The 16,508-nt window shown below is 41.1% G+C and carries 13 protein-coding genes; 12 read left to right on the top strand and 1 reads right to left on the bottom strand.

The window, feature by feature from the left end; genetic code table 11:
- Positions 1–143 precede the first annotated feature (143 nt).
- Positions 144–344: a cold-shock protein gene (locus AZE41_RS14775; RefSeq protein ID WP_025783429.1), complete on the top strand. Its 201-nt coding sequence runs from the start codon at positions 144–146 to the stop codon at positions 342–344.
- 226 nt (positions 345–570) lie between these two features.
- On the opposite strand, the gene AZE41_RS14770 is transcribed toward AZE41_RS14775, so the two are convergent.
- Positions 571–1,233, bottom strand: a complete 663-nt coding sequence (locus AZE41_RS14770; RefSeq protein WP_067210914.1) for a TetR/AcrR family transcriptional regulator — start codon at positions 1,231–1,233, stop codon at positions 571–573.
- 503 nt (positions 1,234–1,736) lie between these two features.
- Here AZE41_RS14770 and AZE41_RS14765 point away from each other — a divergent pair.
- The 11 genes from AZE41_RS14765 to AZE41_RS14715 all read left to right on the top strand — a co-directional run bounded on the left by AZE41_RS14765 (position 1,737) and on the right by AZE41_RS14715 (position 16,431).
- Entirely contained in the window at positions 1,737–3,239 is a 1,503-nt protein-coding gene (locus tag AZE41_RS14765; RefSeq protein ID WP_067210912.1) for a BCCT family transporter, read from the top strand.
- 68 nt (positions 3,240–3,307) lie between these two features.
- Positions 3,308–5,356, top strand: a complete 2,049-nt coding sequence (locus AZE41_RS14760) for a CocE/NonD family hydrolase (protein WP_067210909.1) — start codon at positions 3,308–3,310, stop codon at positions 5,354–5,356.
- 560 nt (positions 5,357–5,916) lie between these two features.
- On the top strand, positions 5,917–7,038 hold the full coding sequence (locus AZE41_RS14755) for a M24 family metallopeptidase (protein WP_067210907.1): 1,122 nt from the start codon (positions 5,917–5,919) through the stop codon (positions 7,036–7,038).
- Positions 7,039–7,083: 45 nt separating this feature from the next.
- On the top strand, positions 7,084–7,608 hold the full coding sequence (locus AZE41_RS14750) for a DUF2179 domain-containing protein (protein ID WP_067210904.1): 525 nt from the start codon (positions 7,084–7,086) through the stop codon (positions 7,606–7,608).
- A 55-nt stretch (positions 7,609–7,663) separates the two neighbouring features.
- The gene (locus tag AZE41_RS14745; RefSeq protein WP_067210902.1) at positions 7,664–8,638 is read left to right on the top strand and encodes a proline dehydrogenase family protein; all 975 of its coding nucleotides are present in this window, start codon (positions 7,664–7,666) and stop codon (positions 8,636–8,638) included.
- Between the two features lie 399 nt (positions 8,639–9,037).
- Complete coding sequence (locus AZE41_RS14740) at positions 9,038–10,288, top strand: amidohydrolase family protein (RefSeq protein ID WP_067210900.1); 1,251 nt, start codon at positions 9,038–9,040, stop codon at positions 10,286–10,288.
- A gap of 552 nt (positions 10,289–10,840) precedes the next feature.
- Complete coding sequence (locus AZE41_RS14735) at positions 10,841–11,551, top strand: LysM peptidoglycan-binding and 3D domain-containing protein (protein ID WP_067210897.1); 711 nt, start codon at positions 10,841–10,843, stop codon at positions 11,549–11,551.
- 332 nt (positions 11,552–11,883) lie between these two features.
- Positions 11,884–13,155 carry a polysaccharide deacetylase family protein gene (locus AZE41_RS14730; protein ID WP_067210893.1) on the top strand — a complete coding sequence of 424 codons (1,272 nt, stop codon included), beginning with the start codon at positions 11,884–11,886 and terminating at the stop codon, positions 13,153–13,155.
- 20 nt (positions 13,156–13,175) lie between these two features.
- Positions 13,176–13,679: a sigma-70 family RNA polymerase sigma factor gene (locus AZE41_RS14725; RefSeq protein ID WP_067210890.1), complete on the top strand. Its 504-nt coding sequence runs from the start codon at positions 13,176–13,178 to the stop codon at positions 13,677–13,679.
- On the top strand, positions 13,676–14,749 hold the full coding sequence (locus AZE41_RS14720) for a S26 family signal peptidase (RefSeq protein ID WP_156476064.1): 1,074 nt from the start codon (positions 13,676–13,678) through the stop codon (positions 14,747–14,749). The genes AZE41_RS14725 and AZE41_RS14720 overlap by 4 nt, the downstream gene beginning before the upstream one ends.
- 203 nt (positions 14,750–14,952) lie before the next feature.
- The gene (locus AZE41_RS14715) at positions 14,953–16,431 is read left to right on the top strand and encodes an S-layer homology domain-containing protein (RefSeq protein WP_067210887.1); all 1,479 of its coding nucleotides are present in this window, start codon (positions 14,953–14,955) and stop codon (positions 16,429–16,431) included.
- Positions 16,432–16,508: the final 77 nt, after the last annotated feature.

Here is a 16,508-nt window from a genome sequence, read left to right as displayed (position 1 = left end):
GCTGTTTTAACATATATCTGTTATTCTAAGAAAGAGTTATTTTTGTTCGTTTTCAGATTGAGAAAAGATTTTGTTTTTCGTCTAAGTATTTGAGCAAGGGTAGTAACACATTGTGTGGATATCCGCACTAGGAGGCAACAATTATGGAACAAGGTACAGTTAAGTGGTTTAATGCAGAAAAAGGTTTTGGATTCATCGAGCGTGAAGCAGGAGAGGACGTATTCGTACATTTCTCAGCAATCCAAAGCGAAGGTTTCAAATCTTTAGACGAAGGTCAAAGTGTAACGTTTGAAATTGAACAAGGACAACGTGGCCTACAAGCTACAAACGTTCAAAAAGCTTAATAATAGCTAGAAAAAGACCCTACAAGTAGGGTCTTTTTTTATTTGCTTAAATTAATTTTAGGTACCCTGCGCGCGGAACTATTCGGTAACAACAATGCAATACTATAATAATACAGATTAAATCAATAACTATGCGGTTAGTCTTTACTTTCAGTGTAATTGCTTAAAAATGAGAATTGTTCGTCTTTGTGTCTGGCACAGATGCCTCTTTTACTACTTTAAACGATTAATACACTTTCTTACTCGAATTTTGAATAATCTCCGTAATATAATCCATCGTGATTTCCGAAACCTTTTCCACTTCATGAATCGTCCGGTTATTTAATAGATTTGTGAGCATACCTTGCCAAATAAGAATCGTCATCTCATTGACCTTATCAATGTCCACTTTATCGATAAAGCCCTCATTTGCAGCGATTTCCAAAATGGACCGACCTCGTTTTGACACGTTACGTTCAAATAGAATGTGTTTAAGCTCTTCTGGAAAACTGATCAGATCAGTTGGATAAATTTCATAGTAATCTGCCAAGAGCTTCTCAGGAGGATTACCTAAATCCATGATAAATACAGCATGAAAGATTTGTGGCTGTAGGAAGGAGTGCTTACAAAAGCATTCCCATGAGAGTATGTATTTTTCTAACGGATTTTCCCCTTTTTCAATAGCGTTCTGCACGTCATTTGTATATGTTTTCAAAAACTTCATGGAAGCGAAAAATATTAAATGTGAAATCTCCGTAAAATAATTGTAAATGGTCGCACTATTATAGCCCGCTCGATCGGCTACTTTTCGGATTGTGACATTTTCAATCCCTTCTTCTTCAATTATTTCCGCTGTCGCATCAACAAAGTATTTCCACATCCGGCTTCTTTGAATCTTCTTATTCTCCATTTATGAACACCCCTATATTCTGCATAGTACCATTAGATTGACATTAGTATGCCCATTATACAATATCTACTAAAAAAATAGTTGTTAATTAGATTGTTCTATGTTTTTCAATGTGTTAATATAATCAGTATAAATTTATAATCATGATTATTTAAACTAGTCTGGTTTTAAAATGCTCATGAATACTAAGTTTGTATTTACTCGCGTGAAAAAGCAGTTTCATCCTTACTGTGGGAATTGGTGGCGGAAACGAGATAATATGGAAATCCGATTATCCGGAAATGCTGGATAGGTTCAACAAACAATCAATGGCGTTATGGGAAACCGCACTGATTGAAATAGTCTTTAAACGGATAGGTATGAATTGAGAGATGGGAGAAATATAGTGAATTATTTCCATTACGCTCGCTATTCGTGTCTTAAATGAAAACGTTACCACGTAGAGAAATTAGCTGCAAATCATGGTTTTTAACAATACGAATTTGAAAAAGGGGATTGGAAGTATGGGGAAAGTTAGAATTGATCCATTTGTATTCTGGACATCAATCGTCGTTATCTTTGCGGCAACTGTGTTATTAGTGTTAAACCGAGGAACAGCGGAACCGTATTTGGATAAGCTAATGACTTCCATTACCTATCAAATGGACTGGGCATTTCAGTTTTTAACAATCGGATTATTTATATTACTGATTTATTTAGCCTTTAGCCGTTTTGGGAAAATTAAGTTGGGTGAAGGCAAGCCCGAATTCTCCACATTCAGCTGGGGGACAATGTTGTTCACAGCAGGCATGGGGACAAGTATTATGTATTGGTCAATGTTGGAACCGATTTATTATTTCATGGGACCACCTTTCGGAATTGAGCCCGAAAGTAATGAAGCAGCAGAGTGGGCATTGACGTATGGCTTATTCCATTGGGGAATATCGGCATGGTCACTTTATGCTTTCCCGACAGTTGTCATTGCTTACTCGTATTTTGTAAAGAAACGTCCTTCGTTAAAAATGAGTACTGCACTTAGTGGGGTTCTCGGCAAATATTCAGATGGCAAGATTGCAAAATTAATTGATGTGCTGGTTATTTGGAGTTTGGTCGGAGGTCTTGGGACTTCTCTTGGACTTGGTGTTCCAATGGTTTCGGCAGTTGTCGCTAGCATTTTTGGGCTAGATAAATCACTGATGCTCGATACAATTATAGTAATCAGCATTACAGTCATCTACTCTGCCAGTGCGTATATGGGACTGCATAAAGGAATTAAGCGATTGAGCGACATAAACGTCTTCCTTGCATTGGCTCTTGCGGTTTTCGTTTTCATTGCAGGACCGACTTTGTTCATATTGACGTATTTTACCAACAGTTTCGGAATGATGATCCAGAACTTTGCGATGTTGAGTTTTTATACAGATCCAATTAACAAAAGTGGATTCCCACAAGCTTGGACAGTCTTCTATTGGGCTTGGTTTGCTGCCACGGCTCCATTCATGGGCTTGTTTGTTGCACGGATTTCCAAAGGACGCACGATTCGCCAACTCATTACACATATGCTGTTATGGGGGGCAATCGGAGGGTGGACTTATTTTGCGGTCTTCGGTGGATACACGATGAATTTACAATTAGATAACATTCTTCCGGTAAAAGATATTCTAACCGATAGCGGTGGTCCAGCGACAGTTGTTGAAATCTTGAAGTCATTGCCACTTAGCTACATTGTGTTACCGTTCTTTGTTGTGTTGGCGATTATCTTTCTATCGACCTCACTCGATTCTGCGACCTATATTCTTGCGGCAATTGCAACGAAGGAAATAAAGGATGGGCAAGAACCAGCAAGATGGCATCGTATGGTCTGGGGTGCGATACTGGCAGTCCTATCGGTAACCTTACTACTTGTAGGAGGATTACGTGTCATTCAAACTTCTGCCGTCGTTGTATCCGTACCGATATTAATCATTTATTTATTGTTAATTGTTTCGTTCTTCAAATGGTTAAAGCAGGATTTTCCGAATAAGTAAATCTAGTTTAACTAAGGAAAACTTCATTCGCATGCTAGGTTTTTAAATTATTAATTGGAGGTAATTATATGGTTTTCAATGTACGTGAATCGAACCGATCAATTAAAACAAAATTTCCGAGAGAGGTTAAGGAAATTGAACATGTCTGGATTCCGTTGTCAGACGGGACACGTCTATCTGCACGCATCTGGTTACCTGTGGACGCAGAACAACAGCCGGTTCCCGCTATTTTGGAATACCTTCCTTATCGTAAAAATGATTTTACAGCGCTAAGGGATTCGATTCGTCACCCGTACTTTGCGGGTCACGGCTATGCGAGCATTCGTGTGGACATGCGTGGATGTGGCGATTCAGATGGGATTTTATATGACGAATATTTAAAGCAAGAGCAGGACGATGGACTGGAAGTACTATCATGGATTGAGAAACAACCATGGTTTACAGGCGGAGTGGGTATGATTGGAAAATCGTGGGGCGGCTTTAATGGCCTGCAGATGGCGGCACGTCGCCATCCCGCGCTGAAAACAATCATTACACTTTGTTCGACAGATGATCGTTACGCTGATGATGTTCACTATAAAGGCGGTGCACTTCTTGCATCGGACATGCTTTGGTGGAGTTCTACGATGCTTGCCTACAATGCGCGACCTGCAGATCCCGAAGTTGTAGGGGGAGCATGGAGAAATAGTTGGTTGGAACGGTTAGAGAAAACACCGCCATTCGTAGAAGAATGGATGAGACACCAGCGTCGCGACGAGTACTGGAAGCAGGGTTCCATCTGTGAAAATTATGATGATATCGACATTCCTGTCTATGCGGTAGGAGGATGGGCAGATGGCTATACCAATGCCATCCCTCGTTTACTTGAAGGATTGAAAGGCCCACGCAAAGGGTTGATCGGTCCATGGGCGCATGAATATCCTGAAGTCGCGGTTCCTGGTCCACAAATCGGCTTTTTACAAGAATGCATACGCTGGTGGGATCATTGGTTAAAAGGCGTTGATACAGGCATCATGGAAGAACCGATGCTACGTGCATGGGTCCAGGATAGCGTACCGCCTAAAACGGATTACACGATTAGACCAGGTCATTGGGTTGCTGAAAATGAGTGGCCACCCAAGGCGCAAGAACAAAAATCCTATTATCTGAACAAACAACAGCTTTCTGATAAACCGGTTGCGGAACAAGCAATCACTGTTTCAAGTGTTCAGCATCATGGACTCTATTCCGGTGTGTTCTGTCCATTTGGACAACCAGGAGACCTACCTGCAGATCAGCGAATTGAAAATGGTCTTTCTGTAGTCTTCACATCTGACCCGGTAAATGAAGCGATTGAAATTCTTGGTTTTGCCGAGTTTACAGTTGAAGTAGCATCTGACCAGCCAAATGCATTACTAACAGTTCGTCTGAATGACGTAGCACCAGACGGTTCTTCGACACGCGTGACGTGGGGCGTGTTGAACTTGACACACCGAAATAGCCATGAACACCCTGAACACTTGGAACCGGGTAAAAAATATACGGTAACGTTACGTATGAATGCAATCGGACACAATTTACCTGTAGGACATTGTTGGCAATTAGCGGTATCGCCAACATACTGGCCACATGCTTGGCCATCTCCAGAGCCAGTGACATTGACTGTCTTTGCAAATGAAAAAACGCTTCTCACGTTGCCAATCAGACAACCTAAAGCAATCGATCAGGAATTACAACCGTTCGAACACCCAGAAACCGCGGCTGTTATGGAACGTGTGATTCTACGTGAAGCAAACCGGACTAGGGAAATTCGCCATAATACAATTACAGACGTTTGGACGCTTGATGACTTTTCTGATGAAGGGGCAAGAATGCTTCCTAGTAACGGAATCGAATATGGCAGCACAAATCGCAACGTCTATTCCATTGCAGGAGAGGATCCACAAACTGCCAAAGTTCAATGTGATTGGACGCTAACTGTTGGACGTGGTGAATGGCAAACGAGTCTAGAAAGCACCAGTATCATGACAGCAGACGATGAGCAGTTCTATGTCACGAATGAGCTGATTGCTCATGAAGGTGAGGCTGAAGTATTTAACAAAACATGGAAAATAGCGGTGCCTAGGGATTTTGTTTAACTTCATTTAGCAAATCTTTTTTACTGAAAGCGAGGCGCCACTTACAGAAGTCTCCCACTTCTATAAGTGGCGAGATGAATGCGAACGAAGCCTACAATTCAGCATCCATGCTGAATTGTGGATTTCAGACTAAGAACGCCGTGTCCTGCGGCAATAAGAAAGGATGCAGTTCAATCCTTGCCTGTTGCATACCTGCGTCCTGCAGGCACAAGCTCAATTCAAAATCTTGACGCAATCACACCGAGGCGTGATTGATTTAATTTTCCTCCTTGTACAGATAGTGTTTCTATTAATGGAAGCCTGTTTGTCACAAGGAGTTTTTAGTGGGCTGACGTTTATATACCTATGACTTGTTTTTAAAGAAACGGACGTAGTTGATATATAGATTGCCTCCGGATCCGTTCCGGCGCAAAAGGGAGACTCCCACTTTATGGCATCTTTGCTCAATTTTCATATGTAATCCTATGTTCAATATAATTGGATTGTTACACTCTTTTTGATAATCATGATTACTAAATTGGGTGTGGTAACTAGTATAAATTTTGAGAGGTGATTTAAGCATGATTGTTCAAAAGAGACTGGAACAGTTTAGAAAGTATATGGATGATAACCAGATTAGCTTGGGTTTAATTTGGGAGCCAGATAATCAGTTTTACCTATCAGGTTTCCGTGCTATTTCCTATTCTCGTCCGATTGTGACACTCATTGACAGCGAGAAGACAGTGTTAATCATACCAGGACTTGAAGAAGTCCATGCGACGGAGAAAGCGAAAGTAGATGCAATGTATGTCTACTATGAACAATTTGGGCTTAGGGATAAGGAATTATCCTATATGGTTCATTTAACGAAACTTATTCAACAAATTCCCGCTGGTAGCTACATCGGCGTTGAGTTGGATAGTCTTCCTTCGAGCGTGTTTATGTACCTAGCTCAACTAGGTTTTACTGTTGTGGATGTAGGCAAGAAGATTACTGAAATGAGAACGATTAAAGATGCGCATGAAATTGAATTGCTAAAAATAGCGGGTCGTTTGTCAGATCTAGCGATTGCAGAATCATTGAAACATGCACGGGTAGGCATTAGTGAACTTGAATTTGATACGTACGGTGATAGGATTTTACTTGAGATTGCATCAATTGAGTATCCTGACGAACTGATCGGATATGAAGACTGGACATGCTCTGGGATTCGACGCAGCGAAATGCCTCACTTATATTCGAGTACACGTAAGTTTGAAGAAGGTGACGGTGTTGTTCACAGCCGACAAGTATGGTTCAACGGCTATCGAGCCGAGAATGAGCGAACGTTCTTCGTTGGAAAGCCAACCGAAAAGCAAAAGGATTTATTAAAGCTTGCAACTGAGGCACAACGAGTGGGTATGGAACTTATACGTCCTGGTATTATGGCGAAGGAAGTTGATATTGCTGCCTACGAAGTGTTTAAAAAAGCGGGTTATGGTGAATTTGTCAATCACCGAATTGGACATGGACTCGGACTTTCCGAACATGAAGAGCCGTACTTGAGGTTCGACAATGACCTCATTCTCCAAGAAGGAATGGTGTATACAATAGAGCCAGGCATCTATGTACCCGGAGTTGGTGGATTCAGGCATTCAGATACAGTTATTTTAACAAAGAGTGGCAGTTTCGCGATTACACAGCATCCGAAAACGAATGAATAGATGACATTTCAAGTAATTATTAGGTAAAGACCTGAGGGGGATCCCATGACAGCTATACTATTTATCATCATCGCCATTAATATCGTTTATGTTTCCTTATTCACGTTGCGCGTCATCCTAGTCATTAAAGGGTACCGAATGGCGGCATCGATTCTATCGACGGGCGAAGTGTTTGTGTACCTGATGGGATTGACAATTGTTCTGGACAATTTAGATAATCCCATCAATATTGCAGCGTATTGTATAGGCTGGGGAATGGGTGTCTTCCTCGGAAGTAAGATTGAAGAGCGCTTGGCACTCGGTTATATCGTCTTTGACGTTGTCGTTGATTCACTTGAGATTGAAATTCCCATGAAAATCCGGGAACAAGGGTATGGTGTAACTTCTTGGGTTGCAGATGGAAAAGATGGTAAACGACTCGTTATGAAAGTGTTAGCGAAACGAAATTACGAACAGAAATTAAGAAAACTTGTCCTCTCATATGCGCCTAAAGCATTTATCATCTCCTATGAACCGAACAAGTTCAACGGCGGATTTTTGCTTAAAAACCTTAACTCAGGACGAAATTAATCTGAAGAAAATGTTGAATATGAATACCGATAAAAATAGAGTGAGGGGTATGAGAATGGCTTTATTAAAAGATTTATTTATTGGTTTATCCCAAAACCAACTACTAAATACTGCAGCAAAAAAGTACGGTTTGAAATTAGGCGCACAACATGTTGTCGCAGGGACGAATGTCGCTGAAACGATTGAAAGTATAAAAGAACTGAATGCGCAAGGGATTTCTTGTACGGTCGATAATTTAGGCGAATTCGTTTTTGAAAAAGAGGAAGCCATCGAAGCAAAAGGACAAATTCTTGAGGTGATCGAAGGAATCCATACACATAAAGTGGATGCACATATCTCATTAAAACCGTCTCAACTTGGTCTGGATATCGACTATGATTTCTGTTTGGAAAATTTAAAGGAAATCGTGAGTAAAGCGAGCGCTTATGATATTTTCATCAACTTTGACATGGAGGATTACAACCGTCTACAATCATCGTTTGATTTATTAGAAACGCTATCTGAGGAGTATTCTAATATAGGAACAGTGATTCAAGCTTATTTCTTCCGAGCAGTAGATGACATCCAAAAATATAAAAACTACCGCTTACGGATTGTGAAAGGTGCATACAAAGAGTCAGAAGAATTTGCCTATCAAAATAAGAAAGAAATTGATGATAACTATATTAAGCTCATCGAATGGCATCTGTTAAACGGTAAATTCACTTCAATTGCGACACATGACCATGTAGTCATTAATCATGTGAAAAAGTTTGTGAAAACGAACAACATCTCAAATGACAAGTTCGAATTCCAAATGTTGTACGGCTTTAGAACAGATATGCAGCTTCAATTGTCGAGTGAAGGCTATAATTTCTGTACATACGTTCCTTTTGGTAGTGACTGGTATGGCTATTTCATGAGGCGTCTTGCGGAACGTCCACAGAATTTAAATCTCGTTGTTAAACAAATGTTTAATAAGAAAACGAATAAGGTTATTTGTCTATCGGCAGGGGCATTTTTGCTGGGTAGAGTGTCTAAAAGGAAATAAATTTTCCATAATACGAATAGCAATCCCGATTCAAATGAGGCTATCATTTGAACCGGGCGTTTTGTGTGAATAAAAACTATGCACCTACGCGGGAAGCTATTTAGTAAATGCAACTCAATTCTCTAATACAAAGTAAATCAATACCTGGGCGATTTTTCTTTACTTTCGTATAATTACTTTAATATATGAATTGTTTGTTCTTAGTCTGACACAGATACTTCATTTAAATTGTCACAAGACTTACTACTTGTCGCCAACACAAATAGCAATGGGGAAATATTTTTAAAAAAGAAGGGTAAAATAGCCTAATCCCTCCTTCTTTCATGTTTTCAGTGGTCTGAAGGCTAACTGGAATATAACAATGTACTATATTAGAATGACTAAAGGAGTGATGTATACATGAAGAAATTTATTAATGCGAATATATATGGGGATCCAGAATCCCATGAATTTTTAGTGGGAAACGGTCAGTTTAAAGCAATCGGTAATAATTTAAACAACGCAGATGAAGTGATTGATCTAAAAGGCTGTTTGGTGTTGCCACCCTATGTTGACCCTCATTTACACTTGGATTATATCTTTTCAGGGCTAGGAGAAGGAAATGCGAATGTATCAGGTACGTTATTTGAAGGTATACAGCGTTGGAGTGATAATAAGAAATCATTGACTGAAGAAATGGTGCGTGGACGTGCGATTAAAGGAATTCAAAAAGAATTGAGTAAAGGGGTTCAGTTCATTCGTACGCATGTAGATATTACTGATCCTAATTTAACAGGGATGAAAGCTTTAATTAAACTACGCGAAGAATTGAAAGATATCGTTACATTACAACTTGTAGCATTTCCTCAAGAAGGGTTCTTTAGATATAAAGGTGCAGAACGTTTAATGGAAGAAGCACTTAAAATGGGTGCTGACGTAGCGGGAGGAATCCCACACTTTGAAATTTCATATGAACATGGCGTTGAATCATTGAAACGTATTGTCAATATGGCAATAAAATATAACGTGATGATTGATATTCACTGTGATGAAAACGATGATCCAAATAGTCGGTTTTTAGAAGTGTTAAATGCGTTTGTTATGGAAAAAAACTATGGTAAATACACAACAGCAAGTCATACATGTAGCTTTGGTTCAGTAGATAACAGTTATGCCAATAAAATGTTAGGTTTATTTAAAGAATCACAAATTAATTTTATTTCTTGTCCAACTGAAAACGCGCATCTACAAGGACGTGGCGACAGTTATCCTAAACGCCGTGGTTTAACACGAGTAAAAGAGTTATTAAATAATGGGAATAATGTTGCATTTGCTCAAGATTCCATTGCGGATTACTGGTATCCATTAGGCAATGGAAATATGATGAACATTTTAGACAATGGTATCCATTTAGCACATTATACACACATTGATGAAATCAATAAGGCGTTCAACCTAATCACATACCACGGTGCAAACCTTATGAGAGTAAACGATGAGTATGGCATTGAAGTGGGAAAACCAGCTAACTTTATCGTTTTAGATGCACAAGATACTTATGAAGCAATTCGTGAGCGTGCAGAAGTAATTGCATCAATTAGGAATGGTAAATATCTGTTTAAACGTGAACCACGAAAAAATGAAATAGAAATAGATTTCTTAAAACAATAATAAGATTCCTTCATCATCCCTAAAGAGTTCAGTCTCCTCGACACAAAATTGAGGGGATTTTTTTATTTGGTAAGCTTCGAATTAATAGTAAATAGTTCATTTTTCTATGGCGGAATAGCATTACTGTCAATCAACGAAATTTACAGCTTCAGGATCAAATCTGGTGTAATGATACGCCCAACAATCCGATCGCTTCGTTGCGATTTCATGACCGTTCACACAAACTCGGTTTGGGCCGTCACAACCATCCAGGCCGCAACATCCATTCAAACGACTTTGATTCTCGTGGTATTGGCAATTTATCACATCATTATTGTTCAGATTGATTCCCACTTCTCTCCATTTTGGAAAAAGCTTTTTGGAATTTCAATAAAGCCCATTCGGTACATAGTCTTTTTAAAACCCAGTCACTCCCGCTCTTTATATTACAAATAAATCAATGAGGTGAATAGTGTCACGCGATTGATATCTCCTGCACACAATTCTGTAACGGCTATGATATCTTCGGGTGTTATGCTAATGCAGGTTAGTGAAAGGGAGGAAATTCATCACATGAAAAAACACATCATTGCACTAGCAGCACTAGCAACATTATCAGTAGGGGCGGCGGGTCAAGCATCTGCATCTAGCGTCCATACGGTAGAATCGGGAGAGACATTATGGTCTATTTCACAAGAGGCTAATGTAAGCGTAGAAGAATTACAAACTTTGAACGGATTAAATTCTACTCGTATCTATCCGTCGCAAAAACTAAAAGTGGAAGATAAGATGGAAGTACACGTAGTTGTGAAGGGTGATACTCTTTTCGAAATCGCGAAAAATAACAACCTCTCAGTGGATGAATTAAAGAATAAGAATGGTATTTCAAGTGATATCATCCGCCCAGGAGAAAAATTAGTAGTAGAAGGGTCAAAAACAGCTTCAGCAAATTCATCTACTAACAATGTTATAAAGAAAGCTGTTGCTTCAGCAACTAATGAAATGACAGTTTCAGCAACAGCGTATACCGCTTATTGTGAAGGATGCTCGGGTGTAACGGCATCGGGTATTGACTTGCGTTCAAATCCTGACAAAAAGGTCATTGCGGTTGACCCTACAATAATCCCGCTAGGAACACGCGTGTGGGTTGAAGGATACGGAGAAGCCATTGCGGGAGATACTGGAAGTTCTATTAAGGGGAAAAGAATTGATGTCTTTATGGAAAATGAGCAAGACGCACTAAATTGGGGACGTAAAACGGTTACGATTAAAGTTCTAGATTGATACTATTACCGATTACTGGTAGTTAGAAGTTTTACTGAAATTGTAAAGAAAAGAATGCAACTCAGCCTTGTACGTAAAAAGGGCTGAGTTTTTTGCGTATCTTCAAATACCTGCGGGCGATGGGCTAAACAAATGACAAACGGACTTATTTATCAAGAAATACAAAAGCTAATTCAAATGAGGGATTAACCTATGAAGTATCCTCATCTTTGCGTGCAGTCGCCGGCTTCAGCATAGATTCTCCCATCCCTAAAAAACTTTTTAAAAACTTTTGAAACTTTTTCTGAAAACCTACGTCTGTACGTTGCTTAATAGACAGTGGAGGTAAAGGAATGAGGAAGATTTCCAGTAAATTGTCGTTTGTTGTTTGCTTTATTGTATTTATAATGAGTATTGGTGCGATATGGATTTTGGTTGAATCGCAAGGAAGAGTGTTTGCGCAGGGTAAGGAAGCGGAGCGGTTTGTCACGAAGCGGGTATTTGAACGGGTGTTGACAGTGCAGGAACGTCAGCCGATTTACATGAAAGGGGCGGCCTTGACGCAGATTGGCGAGTTGGAGGCGGATCAGCCCGTTGCTATCACAGGTGAGGATGAGGCATATTATGAGCTTCGATTGGGAAATATGACAGCCTTTGTCCGTAAGGGGCAGGCGACGGTTGAAAAAAAGAAGCTTTCGACAGTTGTACATACGGAGCGGTTGGCTGCGGTTCATACGCTGCAAAAAACGGCAGTTTACGAGGATGCTGATTTGCAGAGCAGCGTTATACTGGAGTTGGAAGAAGGGTTTCGCTATCCGATTGTACGGGAGGAAGAGGATTGGTATATCCTTACAATAGGAGAGCGACCGGGATATATTTCTAAGCAGTCCGTTGCAATGGATACGGGTCTACCGGTGCTTGTGTACCATCAGGTTTTGCCTCGCGAGTCGATGAGAACGATGGATAGTACGATTTCCTTGGAAGTATTTGAGCAGCAGATGGGGTACTTGGCGGATCATCATTTCGAGACGCTGACGGCACATCAGCTGTATGATTATTTGGAAGGGCGCCTTGTTGTACCGAGCAAAGCAGTGCTCATTACATTCGACGACGGGTTATTGTCAACGAAGGAGTATGCATATCCCGTTTTGAAGCAATACGGGTTTCGTGCGCTTCAGCACATTATTTCCTCACGTACGGATCGGGCGCAGGGAGCGCAGCTGTTTGATGCGGAAGGTCCGCTGCAGTTTTTTACTGCTGCAGACTTAGAAGAGCTGGCGGATGTTTTCCGGTTCGAAGCACATACATATGAATTGCATTCACTTAATAAGGTTTCAGGTGAAGGTATTGCGTTAGATCGTTCAAAAGAAGAGATTCTTTTGGATTTACAGCAAAATATTGAGCAAGTGCCGGCAGCGGTTTCATTAGCCTATCCGTATGGGCATTATACTGAGGATTTCATCGCGGCGGCTAAAGAGGCAGGGGTGCTGATTGGCTTTACGACGACCGAAGGGTATGCAAATAGGAAGACTTCAAATTATGAAGTATGCCGATATGGAATAACAGAAAAAAAGTCGTTTGAGCAGTTTGTTGCGTATGTGGAGGGGGACATGACGTGGCCGTAGAAGAGGGCGAGGGTTTGTAAATGAGTACTATTGATCAAATAATCGATGAGCATTCGCGTTATTTAGTGCGTATCGCTTATTTATATGTGAAGAATTGGTCGACTGCGGAGGATGTTGTACAAGAAGTATTTATTACGTATTTTCAAAAGAGTGACCAGTTTCGCAATGAGGCATCCTTGAAGACCTATTTAACGAAAATGACAGCCAATCGAGCAAAAGATTATTTGCGCTCGTGGAAGCATAAAAAAGATGTACTGTTCGATACAATCTTTGTTTCGACAAAAGGCGCAGAAGAAGTAGTGTTGGAGCAGGAGCGGCTAGCCACACTTGAAAAAAATCTTTTCCAGCTTCCGTTAAAATACCGCGAGCCTTTAATATTATTTTATTATGACGAGCAATCTATAGCGGAAATAGCAAACTATCTGCAGCTGAATGAAAATACCGTAAAAACACGGCTGCGAAGGGCAAAGCAGCAGCTAAAGGAATTTTTTGAGGAAGAGGACGGGGAGGTAGAGAGCAATTGAGCGATTTTAAAAGTAAGCTCGATCAAATGATGGGCGATACATCGAAGCAGGAAAGGCGGATAAAGCAGCGTGTACATGAACGTGTACGGCCACCGGTTAAAAAGTTTTCTTGGCAAGTGCTATTTGTCTCTGCGGCGATACCTGTAGTTGCACTGTTTTTTATACTCACAATCGACCCTCTGAATTTTCTTTCTTCAAATAAGGGACCAGGTGTCCCATATGATCCACTGGATGACTTGGCGCAAATCTCGGCACTGCAGAAGAAGAATCAACTGTCATCAGTTGATTATGAGGAATTTGCGTCACTTCCGAATTTTGATCAAGTCGACGGTCTATATTATGTGGATAAAGAAAAATTTTCATTAACAGGGAGTTCGGATGCATTCCATACGGTCATTGAGCGCAAAGCGAATTTATTCGATGAGGTTGTCTATGAGGCGGGCGACATTGTACGCACGATGACAAATACGACTAGCCATTTACCGACATATATGGATGCCTACTACGAGGTGATTGCGGTCCCGGGAGATCGTATCGTGCTGAAAAACGGCCAGTTGAAGATAAACGGCAAACCGTTGCCATCTGAAATTAGGGATCGTTATGAAAAACAGGGAATCGCGATTGTAGGAGGTTACGACCAGCTGTTGAATGCGCGCGAATATTTATTAGTGAACCATTTTCCAGCAAGTAAAACGGTGCAGGGGGCAGCGATTACCCCAGTGCATAAAATTTATGGAGAAGTTGTAGGCATAGCAACGGAAGAGCGTACCCATTCGATGTATATGGATTATTTATCCGGACAGCTTACTGGTGAATATACACCGGAGCAATATTTTGATTTGTATTTGTATGACGAACTGTTGGGCTTCGGCAATTTGCCGGAAACGCCTGCGTTTACACAAATTAGCCGGTTAGGTGAACTGTTTTTAGAGGCATCTTATCGGAAAACGGCTCCTGTTTCTGAGAATGAGCTTGAAATCCACTACCAATATGAGCGAGAAGGGGTAGCGGAGCGGGTGTTTACAATGAAGCAGGATGCAGGCTCAGATCGTTGGGTGATAGCAGAATAGCAAAGGAGGGGTGTGGGAACCCCGCCGTAATTTTTTCGGAAAACCAGGTTGGCAGCTGTCCAGAAGAAGTAGCCGTCAACCAACCGCTTACTATATAGAGACACCAACCTGGTTTTCCATCAGCTAGTTTGAAAAACATTGGTAATAGCGAATAGTTTCTTCTATATCAAAAACTACTACTAGAATAGAAAGGAAGAATGCGAGTGAGGAAGAAACTTATTATGGTACTCGGCGCACTATTGCTCGCTTGCGGTTTGCCTTTATCCGGCACGTTTGCAGCAAGCACAGAGCGATTTTCAGACGTACCATCATCAAAACATTTTGCAGAAGCAGTCTATAATTTGGCGGAACGCAATATTATCGGAGGCTATCCGGACGGCACATTCAAACCCGGAAACTCTATCACGAGAGGACAGGCGGCCGCAATCATCGCGAAGATGATCAAGTTGGACACCTCTAAAGTGAAAGATCCAGGGTTTAAAGACGTCCCGAAAGCGAACGGCTACTACAAAGCCATTGCAGCTATGGCGGAAAAAAGCATCATCAGCGGCTATGGGGATGGACGTTATGGTCCGAACGATCCAATTACACGTGGACAGATGGCTTCGATTCTCGTTAAAGCGTTCGATTTGCCGCGTTATGACTTCACGTCGTATAAAAGTCCATTTGAAGATGTGAAACGTGGGACAGGTCATGATCCGAATATTTTGACCATCTACAGACTTGGCATCACTACAGGAAAATCTGCTGACAGGTTCAGCCCGAATGAGTCCATTACAAGAGGACAAGCGGCTAAAATGCTGAAGGCGACGGAGGAAGTGAAGGCGCCGATTGTTACGGTGCGGGCAAGCGACTACAAGTGGGAACAGTTTAAAATGTTCGATTCCAATCATAAGGATACCGGTTTGTTCCATGCAGTGGTAGGAAGCGATAAACCCAATAGCCGTACGGCGGATAAGATCCACTTAGTCCCGCTACAAGAAGGGACGGGTACATTTAGTGTCGCTTTAGTGTATTCGGGAAATCCGGATAAGAAATACTACAAAAAGTATTATGTGCATATCAAAGAAGTCGATGGCGAGCTGAAGTTGACACTGGAAGAGACAGACGATTTTCTAACTACACCAGCTATAATCAGTGTTAAAGAACAGGTCCAGAACGTTTCGCTTTCCACGATGGACGGAAAGAATCTGTCTGACAGCATGAAGTTCAGCAAATGTCTCTCGAACAGTCCCTCTGATTGCTTCGATGCTGAAGAGATCGATCAGAATGGCAAGTATAATAATATCCGCATCGGAATCGATAAACCGGGTCGGTATATCGCCACTGTCCGTTTTGCTGATGGAGAAGAAGTACGGTATGGCATGGTGGTGGAAAGTTCCGCTCCGAGTTTTTATTTCAGCATGCGGATATTAGAGGAAAAGACGTCCGCGACATTGAATTTGGGAGCAGATGGGAACATAGGAAAGCATGTACTACCAAAAGATGCCGATCAGATTGCAACGGTTACAAGAGATCCAGAAAGTAACTTGTTCCGCGCTGATGCCAAGAAAGCAGGTTCATTCTCCATTAAGTTCCCGGACAATAACGACAATTATTTCCTAGGCATCAATGTGTATGTAGAGCAATTAGGCCCTATTATGAATATTGGTATGTACAAGGATGTCTACGTGGACCACTGATGGAAGGAGTATAAATGAATTTAGGGTACCAGCATCCATCACAATTTCGAACTGTATTAGACACTGGTACCGCTTTT

This window comes from Sporosarcina psychrophila, assembly GCF_001590685.1.
GTDB classification, from domain to species: domain Bacteria; phylum Bacillota; class Bacilli; order Bacillales_A; family Planococcaceae; genus Sporosarcina; species Sporosarcina psychrophila.
The sequence above is the reverse complement of the archived record's forward strand: the minus strand, read 5'-3'. Positions and strand labels throughout refer to the sequence as shown.

Bases quoted from the DNA above. Each gene is read 5' to 3' on its own strand.
- AZE41_RS14750 (WP_067210904.1), top strand. From the start codon at position 7,084: ATGACAGCTATACTATTTATCATCATCGCCATTAATATCGTTTATGTT.
- AZE41_RS14765 (WP_067210912.1), top strand. From the start codon at position 1,737: ATGGGGAAAGTTAGAATTGATCCATTTGTATTCTGGACATCAATCGTC.
- AZE41_RS14735 (WP_067210897.1), top strand. From the start codon at position 10,841: ATGAAAAAACACATCATTGCACTAGCAGCACTAGCAACATTATCAGTA.
- AZE41_RS14730 (WP_067210893.1), top strand. From the start codon at position 11,884: ATGAGGAAGATTTCCAGTAAATTGTCGTTTGTTGTTTGCTTTATTGTA.
- AZE41_RS14775 (WP_025783429.1), top strand. From the start codon at position 144: ATGGAACAAGGTACAGTTAAGTGGTTTAATGCAGAAAAAGGTTTTGGA.
- AZE41_RS14755 (WP_067210907.1), top strand. From the start codon at position 5,917: ATGATTGTTCAAAAGAGACTGGAACAGTTTAGAAAGTATATGGATGAT.
- AZE41_RS14760 (WP_067210909.1), top strand. From the start codon at position 3,308: ATGGTTTTCAATGTACGTGAATCGAACCGATCAATTAAAACAAAATTT.
- AZE41_RS14725 (WP_067210890.1), top strand. From the start codon at position 13,176: ATGAGTACTATTGATCAAATAATCGATGAGCATTCGCGTTATTTAGTG.
- AZE41_RS14770 (WP_067210914.1), bottom strand. From the start codon at position 1,233: ATGGAGAATAAGAAGATTCAAAGAAGCCGGATGTGGAAATACTTTGTT.
- AZE41_RS14740 (WP_067210900.1), top strand. From the start codon at position 9,038: ATGAAGAAATTTATTAATGCGAATATATATGGGGATCCAGAATCCCAT.
- AZE41_RS14745 (WP_067210902.1), top strand. From the start codon at position 7,664: ATGGCTTTATTAAAAGATTTATTTATTGGTTTATCCCAAAACCAACTA.